Origin of the sequence: Bradyrhizobium sp. Ash2021 (genome assembly GCF_031202265.1) — a bacterium.
Taxonomy (GTDB): domain Bacteria; phylum Pseudomonadota; class Alphaproteobacteria; order Rhizobiales; family Xanthobacteraceae; genus Bradyrhizobium.
This window is the reverse complement of sequence record NZ_CP100604.1, coordinates 2,476,823-2,489,906: the sequence shown is the minus strand read 5'-3', so window position 1 is coordinate 2,489,906 and position 13,084 is coordinate 2,476,823. Positions and strand designations below refer to the sequence as shown.

Here is a 13,084-nt window from a genome sequence, read left to right as displayed (position 1 = left end):
CGTCGTCGTCCGATCTCGCGATTCGTCCACGGCAAACGGCGCGAACAGAAATCCGGTCCGAGAATTGGGACAGGCGCTCCGAGCGATGGGGTTACCTGATGACCGCGGCACAAGCTGGCGACGGCCGCGCCTACGAGCAATTGCTGCGAGAATTGGACGCGTGGCTGCGCCGCTACTATGCGCGCCGGCTTCCGAGTCCCGCTTCCGAAGATGCGAGGCAGGAAGCACTTCTTGCGATCCATGCCAATCGGCACACATACGCACCGTCGAGAGCTTTCGGAGCATGGGTCACCGCGATCGCGCGCTACAAGTGGATCGATCGGGTTCGTGACGCGTCTCGATTCGCCGCACTACCGCTTGACGACGAAATACCGATCGAGGATCACGGGGGAGCCGCGATAAGCGCCGCGGTGATGGAAAATCTCCTTGGCCGGCTGAAGCCTGCGCAAGCCTGCGTGATCCGCCTCGTAAAACTGAAGGGCCTGAGCATCGCACGCGCATCCGGCGCAAGTGGCCAATCCACAGCGCTCGTCAAGATCAACATCCATCGAGGTCTCAAGAAACTGGCTGCCTTGGTGTCCTGTGACGTCATTGCGGCAACGACGTCCGACAATTCTTCAGAGCCTCGGCACCTGAGGCACTCAAAAGGTCTGCCGATCCGCAAACTGCGCAATCCCGTGACCGAGGAGTGAAGGGACATGCGATGAGGAGGACTCTCGCATCAAGCGGGACTTTGCCGGCGTCTCGTAAGGGACATCTAATGCTTCGCAACCAGAACGACCGACAGTTGCGCCTTGCGGAAATCGAGCACGGCGCTTGGGCCGACGGCTCCAGCTGGACACGCGTTATCAAGCCGCTGCAATCCGAGGGGCTGAGGGTCCTCGCCGCTCCGATTCCGCTAACGTCATTGTCAGATGATGTCACAGCGCTTGAAAGCGCATTGGAGCGGACCAATGGGCCGGCCGTTCTGGTTGCCCATGCTTATGCCGGCGCGGTGATAGGGGCAAGTTTCAACCAAAGAGTTCGGTCGCTGGTCTTCATTGCGGCTCTGACCCCTGACGAAGGCGAGACCGTTGGAGAGGTCTTCTATCGCGAAAAGCCGCATCCGGAGGCACCTCAACTGGCTCCTGACAAGCATGGCTTCCTTTGGATGCCCGACGATCGATTTGGCACGACCTTTGCTTAGCACGCTTTGTCCGAGCAGGCGGCGCTCTTGGCAGCAACGCAGCGTCCCATAGCCCTCGCATGCATTCAGGAAAAGGCACCGAGGCTGGCGCGGAGGGCAAAACCCTCCTGGATCTTGTTGCGCAAGAGGATCGGATGATCAACCCGATTACTCAGCAATTCCTGGCGCGACGTATGGGCGCGCAGACCAGGTCTGAAAGGTCGACCATACGCCCTTGGTTACCGCGCCGGAATTGGTCGTCGAAATAATCCTCCAGGCTGTAACCGGTTTGGCCATGCGTCCGAATAATTAGAGATACTCGGTGTGTAGCGCACATAGAGACCTCAAATGCTGCATTCGGTTCTACCCCGCCGGCCGAGCAGTGCGTGCCGCCACGACGGAAGGCGCGTGGCCGACGAACGCAACCGGAGAAACCGCCATGAGTGATGAACTTTTGGGTTCAGCGGTGCGCCGTAGCTGCTTACGGGGCTGGGTACGGACACCATGGCGCAGCGGCAATAATCCCTGTTGGGCGCGCTGCGCTTGCAAATGATGAGAAGACCAAAATGGACGCCGTGAAACCATCAGTATGTGTTTTCGATGTCAATGAGACGCTGCTCGATATTGAGTTCATAGCGCCGCTGTTTGAGCGACTGTTTGGCGATCGGAAGGCAATGCGCGAGTGGTTTGGACAGCTCATCCTCTATTCGGAGGCAATGACCTTGTCAGGCCCCTACGTGACGTTCTTCACGTTGGGACAGGGTGTCTTGAAGATGCTGGGCACGATCCACAACGTCTCCATTACCGAGGCAGACATTGACGAATTGAGAACACGGATGCTCACAATGCCGGCGCACGCCGATGTGCCAACTGGTCTGAAGCAATTAAAAGACGCTGGGTTCCGTCTGGTGACATGCACTAATTCGCCTCCCGATCCGCAAACCAGCCCGCTCAAGCATGCAGGCATTGATGGCTGGTTTGAAAGGTCGTTCAGCATCGATCGCGTTCGTCGCTTTAAACCGGCCCCGCAGGTGTACCACATGGTCGCTGAAGAATTGAATGTACCGCCGTCCGCGATTTGCATGGTGGCGGCGCATGTGTGGGACACGATTGGTGCGCAAAGCATTGGCTGTTCAGGAGCGCTCATTGCCAGACCCGGTAATGCTGCGCTGCCTGTGAATGGGTTGCCCCAGCCGCAGGTTGTCGGCCCGGATCTGCCAGCAGTCGCAACCCAAATGATAAAACTTTGGCGCTGATCAGTAACGCGCCGCGCATCTCGCCTCCACACCTGGAGCCCGGCTAACACAACTTCACCATTTGCCGATATGCGCACCGCCGTCGACGTGCAGCACCTCCCCGGTAACGTGCGGAGCCTCGGTCAAATAAATCACGGCGTCCACAATCTCCTGAACGCTCGAAACGACTCCCATTGGGGACAAACCCTTCAGAAAGTCGCTCGGACTATTCCTTTGCAGTGGCGTATCGACCATTCCAGGCGCAACCGCATTCACACGGATACCGTCTTTGGCATATTCGATGGCGAGGCTGTGTGTAATCGCGTTAATGCCGCCCTTGGTAATCATTGGGATCGAGGCACTTACGCCTGCGATCGGATTGTCCGCCAGCGCGGCTGTGATGCTGACGATGCTCCCGCCCGATTTTTGCGCCAGCATCTGTCTGATCGCGAGTTGGGTCATGTAGATGAACCCCTCAAGATTGGTGGAAACGAGTCGCTTGAAGTCCTCAGCCGTGTAGTCGGTAAAGGGCTTGATGAAGAATATTCCCGCATTGTTCACCAATGCATCAATCGAGCCGAATGTGTTGACGGCCGTTTCCGCCACTTTTGCGGCAGTAGTGGCTTCCCCAATGTCGCCATCCACCAAAGCCAGCTTCGGCGACGAAGGCAGGTCTTTCGACTTGGTGACGTTCCGCGACGTTGCAACAACGCTGTAACCCCGCTCAAGAAACGCCTGTACGGCGCCAGCACCTATGCCTTGCGAACCGCCGGTCACGATCACGGTCTTCGATGTGTTGGCCATTTCTAAACTCCTTTATTGACCCGTCAGACTGGTGTGTCTGATACGTGGTATGCCTACGTAGACAAGCTTTCGTTCGAGCAAATTGTCCGATCAAGACACCATCTTGGCCCGCTCTCAATCACACTGTATGCACCGGCAAGGTCGTAATTCGCTCCGTAAGAGCGCTCGGTAGTCGTCCACCAATCGCGCCGTTTTGACCCTGCGCGCATCGCTTCTGTCTACTCGGATAGACAGACATTCTGAGAGTCCATCGGCATGTCTCAAACATACTAACAAGCGAAGCTGGCATGCTTTCCCCGGCTGAAACGCGACGAGTGTGAAATGCTTCAAGGTCACCACCACCGGATGGGCCAGGTATCTCCTTCATTAACGCCTCGCGTGACGAGATTGTGCCAAGCAAAAGCAAACGTTGCGAGCAGCACGGCGCCGATGCCAACTGGCACAATCAGAAAGCTCCAGGACATGTTGTTGACGACAACAACCAGCGGATCGATGCCGGCAGGCGGGTGAAACGTGCCGGTCAGATGCATTGCGACCATTGCCAAACCAACAGCGACGGCGGCGGCCCACGGCGCTGGGCCGCACAATTTCACAACCAGCAGTCCAACGAGCGTGGAGACAAGATGACCGCCGACAAGGGCGCGAGGTTGCGCCGGTTCTGCCTTTGGTGAGCCCAATGCTGTTACGATCGACGTCGCGAATGGAATCGCGAAGAGCGGAAATGCCCTCTCAATGGAGAACGCTTCCATGCTCCCGATGGCAATTGCGCCCCCGGCCGCTCCGGCGAGAATGGCAAGTAGGTGAGGTCGGTCGAGCATCCAGGCCTGTGGCATGATCGATTCAGTTGCGCGGGTGGGCAATTTTGTCACCCCGCCCTAGCATTTCGCCAGGATCCAGGCCTCGGTCGATTCCGTGCGGCACAACGCTCTGACCCGGCGCGAGAACGAGCTTTTTGTCGTCCAGGAAGACATCGATCTTGTCCGGCTCGAACGAGACAAGGTTGGAGACCCGTGCAACCTCGGGCCAGGCCTGCGGATAGGACCACGCCGCCTTCTTGCGGCTGCCGATGTCGTAATAGCTGGCCAAGCCCTTATAGGGGCAGAACGTTTGTCCCTCGGCCGGCGTCAGCGAGTTCTCGTCGATGTCCTCGCGCGGCACATACCAGCGCGGCGCGAAGCCAGATTCGAATAACACGACTGGGCGCGTCGTGTCGGCGATTACCCCATCTTCGAGCTTGACGACCAGGTGTCGTGAGCTCTGGCGGATGTCGAGGCGGTGGTAGGCGTCGGCAGCGTGGCCAACAATGCGCTCGTCCTCCTCGTAGAAGGCGTCCATCGCTCGCCAAGCAAACGCGACCCGGCCCTGTAGCACGTGGGCAAATTCGGGCAGGGCGGTGTGCTGCCATGCGACGTGGTCCGCACTTCTGTCTCCGACGCTCGCGCTGAACCACGCGGTATCGCCGAGGTCGCGGTGCTGTGTCGCTCGATTTTCGCTGACGAGGACACCCGGTCGGACGTCAGCGAGCGGGAAGTACGCGACGGGGTAGCGACCCGGCTCGTGGAGAAGGACGACATCTTCGCTGTCGGCGATCCACTCGCCAGCCAACTTGACTCGCATCCGTCTGCGCAGGGGCTCGGCGAACAGCAGTCGTTGTGGAAGCGGCTCGGGGGTGAGGAAGCGGCCCACCGTCGCGCCGCCCAGAGGGCCTTGTTGCCAAGAGAGCCCCATAGTCATGCTCCTCTCGTTTCGCCGCGTCGCATCATCGCGCGCGATGACTACGTTCCTGCAAAATCCAGGTATTTCCGTCTGGATCGGCGAAATCCGCAAAGCTCGCATAGTCGCGATGCTCGGGGTCCAACCCCATGCTCCATCCTCCGGCCCAGGTCTCGACCGGGTCTTTGTGCCGGACCGCGCTGACGTCGGCACCACGGTCGATCAATTTCGCCCGTTCGGCCTCCAGGTCGCTCGTAACGAGGCACAGATCATGCACGCGGCTGTGCGAGTCAGCCGCGACAAGATGCACCGAACACGCGGACCCGGGCGGGGTGAGTTGCACAATCCGGAAATGGGGAGTGGGACCGTAGTCAACGTCTAGGGTGAAGCCGGCCTGTCCGACGTAGAACGCGAGCGCGCGGTCGACGTCGGCGACAGGCAGCGGGACGACCTCCAAGGCAAGCATCATGTCTCCTGCATTTGAGCGTCGGCACCACCTTGGCAACCGACCCCCGGGGACATCGGCAACCGTCCGAAGTCTGGGGAGTTCGACGTAAGTGCGCTCTATAACTTCCGCATCCAGCCGGCTACGGCCCGCCCGATCTCGTCCGGCGAATCTTCCTGGACGAAATGGAGTCCCGCGATCGTCACCTCGGTCTGCGCCGGGAAGCTGCGGGCCAAGTCGAGAACCGCGCCTTGGGCGAGGATTCCACCGGGCTCAGCCCTCAAGAACAGCTTGGGCACATTGCTCGTCTTCAGCCAGTCCGCGTAGGCGTTCGCGATCGCAACCACGTCGGCGGGCTCGCCCTCGATGGGGATCTGCCGGGGCCACGTCAGCGTCGGCCGCCGCCCCTCGCCGGGCTCGGCGAACGGCCGCCGGTACTCCGCCATCTCCTCCGCGGAGAGGGTGCGCAGGATGGCCCCCGGCAGGATCTGCTCGATGAAGAAGTTGTTTTGCAGGACCATCTCCTCGCCCTTCTCTGAACGCAGCCCCTGCAAGGCGGGACGCATGTCGAACTTGTCCCAGTGGTCCCAGTACTGCGGCCCCACGATCGCCTCCATGTACGCGATACCCTTCACGGCCTCGCGGTGGCGGTTGGCCCAGTCGAAGCCGAGGGCCGAACCCCAGTCATGGACGACCAAGGTGACCCGCTCGCGCACATCCAGGGCCTCGAGCAGGGCGTCAAGGTAGCGCCGGTGCTCGACGAAGCGATACGAGTCGCGGCCACTGTCGGGCAGCTTGTCGGAGTCGCCCATGCCGATCAGATCGGGGGCGATGCAGCGGCCTAGTGGCTGCAGGTACGGCAACACGTTGCGCCAGAGGTACGACGAGGTGGGATTGCCGTGCAGCAGCACGATGGGGTCGCCCTCTCCCACCTCCACATAGGCCATCTCTCTGCCGAGGACCCGCCGCCGCTGCTTTCGGTATGGAAACGCCGCAGAGATCATATTCGTTTCTCCGTGGTAGCCGTTTATCATCGGCGCGCCCACATGATTTGACGAACCTATATTCGCGGGTGGTTCGGGTTTGGTTACAGGCATTTGGCCTATTTCGTCGCGAAAGCTCTGTCCATTTCATTCCCAAAATTGAGGTTTCTGCTCCTCAAGATTTGGCCCGACCCTGACTGCTGCGGCTCTGACCGCGAGACCTGTCTCGTCGTCCGTCTCGACGGCAACACCGCACATCGTCGCAGCTCCCGCGGCCGGCACAAAGCGACCCGACGACATGCCGGTCACGAACCGATTGATTGGCTCGCTCCTTTCCATACCAATGACAGAATCGTAGTTACCGGTCATCCCCGCGTCTGTAATGTAAGCGGTACCATGGGGCAGAACGCGGCAATCTGCGCTTGGCGTGTGAGTATGTGTGCCGACGACGAGACTAGCTCGCCCGTCGCAGAAATATCCCATTGCCTGCTTTTCACCGGTCGCCTCGCAATGGAAATCGAGGACCGTCGCATCTACGTCTCGTGCCAGACGCCGCTCTGCGAGGATACGAGCGACGGCACCAAATGGATCGTCGGCAGGCTCCATGAACAATCGGCCCAGAGCGTTGATGATTAGCACGCGCTTTTGCGTTGCGGTCTGGACCTCCACGAGTCCAGCCCCTGGCGTACCCGGCAAGTAATTGACTGGGCGGATAAGATAGGGTTCCCTCTGAATCAGTTCGAGTGCCTCTTTGCGGCTCCACGAGTGGTTGCCAAGGGTCACTACGTCGGCCCCCGCTTCTCTTATCGCCCGGTAGGAATCAAAGGTTATCCCGAAGCCGCCATCGGCAGAGTTCTCACCATTCACAATTGTAATGTCTACCTGCCAACGTGAGAGTAGCGGCGGAAGAAACGATGAAAGCGCAGCCAGACCCGCTGCGCCTACAACGTCGCCGATGAAGAGGATTCGCATCTTGCTCTGCCTCTAGTCGGCGACTGATTGCACCACATCTCTGTTCAGGTCGACGATGGCCACCCTTCCCCCTTCGCAAGCGAAAATGAGCGCAATTTGCCTGCCGATGCGCCCGCCGCGCCGGTGACGAACGCCGCCGCAGCTAACGAACCTAGGTCTTGACTACGTCACTGAGGAGCGCCCGCATGATGGCTCAATGCGGACTTTCTGCTGCCGGCGGCATTCCGCGGCGGCACATTCGAAAGGAGTGGACCAAGGCCTTCTGCCATCGTGAGATGGGCGATGACAGCGTCACGCAGCTTCGTGTAGGGAAGCGCTGCCAGCATCGCGGCCTGGATGGCGGCCATCACTTCGCCCGCCTCGGAGCCAATCATCGTAAAGCCGAGGATCGTGTCGTCATCCGCGCCGACAACCACCTTCATGAAGCCCTAGGTCTCGTCGGTCGCTTCCGTACGAAGGACACTGGACATCGGCAGCTTGCCGATACGCACCGGAATCCCCTGCCGCTTGGCTTCCCCCTCGGAATGGCCGACACGGGCGAGCGGCGGATCCGTGAACATGACATAGGGAACGAGCCGGTCGCCCGTTGTGCGGTTGCCGCCCGTCATATTGTCTCTGACTATCCTAAAATCATCGACCGACACATGTGTGAACTGCGGGCTTCCCGCACATTCGCCGATGGCCCAGACGCGCGGGGCTGTCGTTTCTAGCCGCTCATTCACACGAATGAAGCCGCGTGCATCGAGTTCCACCCCTGCCTCAGCGAGCCCGATCCCATCGGTATTCGAAACTCGGCCAACTGCCACGAGCAGGTCGCTGCCCTCAATCTTCCGCTCGCCCGCGGCTGTACGCACGGTCACGGCAATTGCATCTCCGGATTGACCCTCAACGCTGACCGGCTTGGCGTTGACCAAGATCTCGATACCCTCGCCTCTCAGAATCTGCAGAATCTCCTCGGAAACGTCAGCATCTTCCCGTCCCATGAGTTGCCGGCCAGGCTCGATGATCGTCACGCGGCTGCCGAACCGGCGGAAAGCCTGCGCCATCTCGATCCCAACATAGCCGCCGCCGAGTACGATCAGGTGTGAGGGTAAATAGTCGAGTTCGAGGGCCTCGATGTGAGTGAGCGCACGAGCCGCCTTGAGACCAGCAATATCCGGGATGGCGGCGCGCGAACCAACATTCACGATAATCTCGTTACCCGTGAGCAGACGCGTTCCGCCAACAGCCAGTTCCACCCTGATCGTTTTCGGCCCCACGAAACGGCCGCTGCCCATGATGAGATCGACTCCGCTCTGCTTGTAGGCGTTTACATGGAATGCGATCTCACGATCGATCATGTCCTGCTTGCGCTGGCGAACCTTGCCCATATTGGTTCTGACGGCGGCGTTCAATGTGCCGAACTGCGCGGCGTTCTGGACGAGATGGGCGATCCGCGCACTCCACAACTCGTTCTTGGATGGCAGACAGGCGACGGCAGGGCACGAGCCACCGACCCAGCGGCGCTCTACAACCGCAACCTTCCTGCCTGACCTGCCAAGGTGCCACGCGAGCAACTTGCCACCTTGGCCGCTGCCGAGAACGACGATATCGAACTGTTCCGCCTGAGACATGATGTCCTCTCAAATATAATCCACCGAACCAGCTGACAGGCTGGAAGAGCGTCGCGCAGTAGTGTTCCTCTCCCTCATCTCTGTATCCATCGTGTCCCGTCTTTCCGCTCCAAACCGCACCCCGCACGTCCGGCGTGGTACGACGTAGCTAGTTCGCGGACCGAGGTGGTTTGGTTACAGGCAGGCGGAGAAATTTCTTCGCCTGCAGAAGTTACCGCCGAACACATATTTGGCTGCATGCTCTTCGTGCGAGAATGAAGCCCGATCGCGAAAACGCGAACTCTGAGATTGGTTCGTACATGAAGGCGCATTTCTGGTCGCTCTCGCCGTCGGTATCATGAGCTTCGCGTCCCAGCGTGGCGGGACCTGTACCGTGGCCGCTTTTGACGAAGTCGCCTTCCAAGGTCGCTTCAAGTGGCTAATTACGTTGTTCGAGGCATCGCTCTGGGCCGGTATGGTCTCTGGTCGGTTCTCCTTTGGGTTTCACGTGGGCTCATGGATCGAACTCACGCGAAAGAACCTAAAGGAGACCGCCACCGAGGGTAGCGAAGGCGGTCGGACTAGACTCTATTCCGCTCAGGAATAGAGGCTTTCAGCAGCCGCGGCAGATGATCAGCTTGCGATCAAGTTCGACATCGAGATCTTGTTGTTGGCGCTCCCAAGCCGACAGAACCTCGTTCTGGGGAACATCCGCCCTTGCAGGCTGCCGATGACCGATCGGAGCGAGCCAGGGCGAATGCGCGGTCGGAACGACTGGGCGGTTTTGATCGGACGCCGCTATTGCCGGCGAAAGCGGGCCGAACAGCATAACACCAGCCGCGACGGCCGCGGCCACACTCGTCGAATGCTTCGTTGTTGAGGTGGACATGGTGACACTCCTTTTTTCGCGGGCTCGGGATGAGCCGTTCCGCTTCTGGTGTCACCTTGACTGATCGCGCCAAGGCGCTGAATGCCGGGCCGGATCGAAGAGATGCTCGTTCGTCTCGTCTGCGCCCGTCTCATCTGCGCCGGAAACGTCGTCGCCTCGATTAATTCGTTGGTGGCACTCGTGCTCCGCCTCACTCGGCGGCGAGCGCTGAACTCCTCGGTTTCGTGCAGGATCACTCCGGAGAGCGGATCGAATTGGCCGACCCAGGGCTCGCGCGCGAGCACGGTGTGCCTGTCGTAAATTAAATCCGGCCATATCGGTGATGGAGTGCGCCCAATATTGGGCGACAAAGAATGTGCCCGACCCGATCGACGGCGCGCGAGACCGGTGCATCTTTCTCTAGGGATAGATGAGTGCGGGTCCCATTGTAATATTTCATGTAACAGAGCAGTAAGTGACGGAGGTGGCGTTCGCTGAATACAATGACGTGGTCAAGGCATTCCCTGCGGATCGAACCGATCAGCCTTTCAGCATATCCATTTTGCCAGGGGGAGCGCGACGGCGTCGGTCGATCGCGAATGCCTATTGATCGAAGCCTTCGAATGAAGACCTCACCATAGGCTCCATCCCGGTCACGAATGAGATAGCGGGGAGCTTGTTCCCAGCCGCAGGCTTGCGTGATCTGATTTGCGCTCCATTCTGCGGTTGGATGCGCTGTGACGCCAAACCACAGAATATGTCGCCGGCCGTGCCCCATGATCAGCAATCCATAGAGCAGGCGAAACGAGATTATCGGCACGACGAACATATCCATCGCAGCAATCCCATCAGCGTGATTGCGGAGGAATGTCCTCCAGCCTTGGGACGGCGGGTCTCGTCGCCTGACCATGTACTTGGCCACGCTGGTCTGTCCGATATCGACGCCGAGCTTGAGGAGTTCTCCATGGATCCGAGGCGCTCCCCACAGGGGATTGGCAATGCTCATCTCGCGGATAAGCTTGCGTATCTCCAACGGAACCGTTGGCCTGCCACCCCGCGCTTTCGATTTCCAGCGCCAATATAATCGGAAGCCAGCGCGATGCCATTTGACTACGGTTTCCGGCTTAACAATCGCCAGCGCATGGCGAACGCCAAGCCGATAGAGGCAAACAAAAATCAATCGGTCGATGGGGCTGAAGGTTTGTTTCTTAGGAGCGGTTCGCCGCAGAACGTTTATCTGCTGCCGCAACGTCAGAATTTCCGCCTCGAGCGCTGCCCACGACCGAAACAGATCTACGACCATCCAAACAATGAGCCTGACAAGATCTCTCATCCGGCAACAGCATCGCCCGATTCTCGATCAACTGCTAGTCAGATTGAGTTTGCGATAGGGACAGGGGGTCCGGAGAAGATCCGGTGCAGAGGCGAGGCACGTTTTATCGACTGCTGGAGCTTGCACGTCCCGCGAGCTTCGCCCGGCACGGTCGCTTGAGCACCAAGCACATTCAGAGCCTCTTGAAAACGAGACGACGGTTGCTATCGCTTCAGGACGGGCTGCCGCGAGTGCGGCAGCAAGGCTCTCCGGCCGGCTCGCCCGAAGACTCGTGACTTGGAACTCACAGCGGACGCTCGTGAGAATGGCGGCGGCTCCGAGCCGGCAGTCACTCCATCGGAACCCCAGCACGGGCGAGACCGTCTCAATAGCGAGCGATGTCCTCCAGTTTCTTCCACCGAAAATTCTTTAGATGCTGTTCAATGGCCATCCGGTCCTCGCGGATCAGTGTAAGAGCCAGCAAGGCCGCCTCCCGAGGATCAGGCCCCGGATAGGGCCGCGATTGCACGATTGAGTTGAGGATCACCTGGACCCATGGAGGCCGGGTCAGCTTGGACCTCGATCGTGGGTGCGACGCCAACGCCTTCCAGTCGCTCGCCGTCGACCTGCACGTCCGCGACCGCGAGCAACAGCAAGCCGCCGCCAATGAGGAATGCCGTCGCAGCGAGGACAGCTCCCTCGGTCCGGCTACCGATGACCTCGCCAAGCCGATATTTCTTGAAGCCATAGGCAAGGATCTCCTTGCCGCTGCGGGTGCCACCGTTGACAAGCATGGCGACAGGCTTGCGCCACTTCACGTTCTCGAGTTCGCTGGCGCCATTGCGATCAGTGACCTGCATCGTCGGCGCTCGCGTGTTGAACAAATCAAGATACTCGGGGATCGCGCCGCCCCAGCCATCGCGCAGGTCCCAGATCAGCGCGTCGGCGTCGTTCAGCGGACCATGCGATAGAAGATGCTCGAGCGTCCGCTGATACACGGAGCCAGCGTAGCACCAGACATGAACATAGCCGATGCGTCGGCCGTTGGCCGGTATTATACGGGCGCTGGCCTTCAGGCCGTCCAAGAACATTTTGTTGGGCTCAATATCAACCGGGGTAACCGATATTTGCGTAAACGCGCCGGCACGACGCAGGCCCAGCACGACGTCCATGCCAATTTTGTCACGGAATGACTGTACCGGCTGAAACGGTGCACTGTCGGCGAAGACGATCATATCGCCAGCGAACAGGCCGGCTTGTTGGGCCGGCGTGCCTTCTATGACACCGGTATTCATGCTGCGGCCCTGCATGTCGAGATGCGAGAGGACGCCAATGCCGGGATAGGAGATACGGCCACCCGGAAAAGCGCGTTCCAGTCCGCGCCGCCTTAGCGCACCAGCAAAGATATCGGAAAGCTGGTAGTATTCTGGTTCGTACGGTGTGTAGTAGCGGGTGTGCGAAGCATGCAGCTCAGAGAGCATGCTATTAATGACGCTGGCCAGCGCCTCTTCGGAGCTCGCCTGTGTGGCGTCCGGCAAGTAACGTTCCCGGACCGCCGACCAATCGAGCCCGTGTAGGTGCGGATCGTAGAACCGGTCTCGCACGGTCCGCCATATCTCCTCGAACGTGGCGATGCGTGCGGATACGGGCTGGGATGTCGCCGAATCCGCTGCTTCTCGCTGCTCGGCCCGCAAAACCGTTGGAGCCAGGGCTGATGCCGCGGCCATTGATGTTAGCCGCAAAAAGTGGCGGCGCGACGGTGCCGAGTTGATTACCTTCTTCATCGTGCAACCTTGCGATGGAGCTTGCGTCGTTGCAGAGGGCCACAAGCGGAAGTGAAGCGGCACGCAATCACCTGTACGACGCTGAACGATATCGTTCAGTCACTGCTGGATGAAGTCACGGATTACCGCCATGGCGCGTTCAGGGGCATTGATTGCCGGAACTGAACCAGTTGTGGAGGCAGCACCGCAACGATGTCGCAGTGAGCCCGTT

Annotated in this window: 12 protein-coding genes and 1 pseudogene; 3 read left to right on the top strand and 10 right to left on the bottom strand. The window is 59.7% G+C overall.

All coding sequences use genetic code 11. The features are described from left to right. Window positions 1-98: 98 nt before the first annotated feature. The 3 genes from NL528_RS12070 to NL528_RS12060 all read left to right on the top strand — a co-directional run bounded on the left by NL528_RS12070 (window position 99) and on the right by NL528_RS12060 (window position 2,421). Window positions 99-692, top strand: coding sequence for a sigma factor (locus tag NL528_RS12070; RefSeq protein WP_309182879.1), 594 nt, complete (start codon window positions 99-101; stop codon window positions 690-692). Window positions 693-760: 68 nt separating this feature from the next. Further along, a complete protein-coding gene (locus NL528_RS12065) occupies window positions 761-1,186 on the top strand; it encodes an alpha/beta fold hydrolase (RefSeq protein ID WP_309182878.1) in 426 nt (141 codons plus the stop codon). Between the two features lie 545 nt (window positions 1,187-1,731). Next, window positions 1,732-2,421, top strand: a complete 690-nt coding sequence (locus NL528_RS12060; protein ID WP_309182877.1) for a haloacid dehalogenase type II — start codon at window positions 1,732-1,734, stop codon at window positions 2,419-2,421. A 54-nt stretch (window positions 2,422-2,475) separates the two neighbouring features. On the opposite strand, the gene NL528_RS12055 is transcribed toward NL528_RS12060, so the two are convergent. The 10 genes and pseudogenes from NL528_RS12055 to NL528_RS12010 all read right to left on the bottom strand — a co-directional run bounded on the left by NL528_RS12055 (window position 2,476) and on the right by NL528_RS12010 (window position 12,873). Next, window positions 2,476-3,204 carry an SDR family oxidoreductase gene (locus NL528_RS12055; protein ID WP_309182876.1) on the bottom strand — a complete coding sequence of 243 codons (729 nt, stop codon included), beginning with the start codon at window positions 3,202-3,204 and terminating at the stop codon, window positions 2,476-2,478. Window positions 3,205-3,536: 332 nt separating this feature from the next. Further along, window positions 3,537-4,064, bottom strand: a complete 528-nt coding sequence (locus NL528_RS12050; RefSeq protein ID WP_309182875.1) for an HPP family protein — start codon at window positions 4,062-4,064, stop codon at window positions 3,537-3,539. Continuing rightward, complete coding sequence (locus NL528_RS12045) at window positions 4,045-4,938, bottom strand: DUF427 domain-containing protein (RefSeq protein ID WP_309182874.1); 894 nt, start codon at window positions 4,936-4,938, stop codon at window positions 4,045-4,047. The genes NL528_RS12050 and NL528_RS12045 overlap by 20 nt, the downstream gene beginning before the upstream one ends. Before the next feature lie 25 nt (window positions 4,939-4,963). Beyond that, complete coding sequence (locus NL528_RS12040; protein WP_309182873.1) at window positions 4,964-5,383, bottom strand: VOC family protein; 420 nt, start codon at window positions 5,381-5,383, stop codon at window positions 4,964-4,966. Window positions 5,384-5,481: 98 nt separating this feature from the next. Next, window positions 5,482-6,366, bottom strand: coding sequence for a haloalkane dehalogenase (locus tag NL528_RS12035; RefSeq protein ID WP_309182872.1), 885 nt, complete (start codon window positions 6,364-6,366; stop codon window positions 5,482-5,484). 126 nt (window positions 6,367-6,492) lie between these two features. Then, window positions 6,493-7,317: a TIGR00282 family metallophosphoesterase gene (locus tag NL528_RS12030; protein ID WP_309182871.1), complete on the bottom strand. Its 825-nt coding sequence runs from the start codon at window positions 7,315-7,317 to the stop codon at window positions 6,493-6,495. Window positions 7,318-7,484: 167 nt separating this feature from the next. Continuing rightward, window positions 7,485-8,930 (bottom strand): annotated as a pseudogene (locus NL528_RS12025) (FAD-dependent oxidoreductase). A 592-nt stretch (window positions 8,931-9,522) separates the two neighbouring features. After that, on the bottom strand, window positions 9,523-9,798 hold the full coding sequence (locus tag NL528_RS12020) for a hypothetical protein (RefSeq protein ID WP_309182870.1): 276 nt from the start codon (window positions 9,796-9,798) through the stop codon (window positions 9,523-9,525). A gap of 301 nt (window positions 9,799-10,099) precedes the next feature. Then, window positions 10,100-11,110 carry an integrase core domain-containing protein gene (locus NL528_RS12015; RefSeq protein ID WP_309182869.1) on the bottom strand — a complete coding sequence of 337 codons (1,011 nt, stop codon included), beginning with the start codon at window positions 11,108-11,110 and terminating at the stop codon, window positions 10,100-10,102. 479 nt (window positions 11,111-11,589) lie between these two features. After that, window positions 11,590-12,873, bottom strand: a complete 1,284-nt coding sequence (locus NL528_RS12010) for a S41 family peptidase (RefSeq protein WP_309182868.1) — start codon at window positions 12,871-12,873, stop codon at window positions 11,590-11,592. Between the last annotated feature and the right edge of the window lie 211 nt (window positions 12,874-13,084).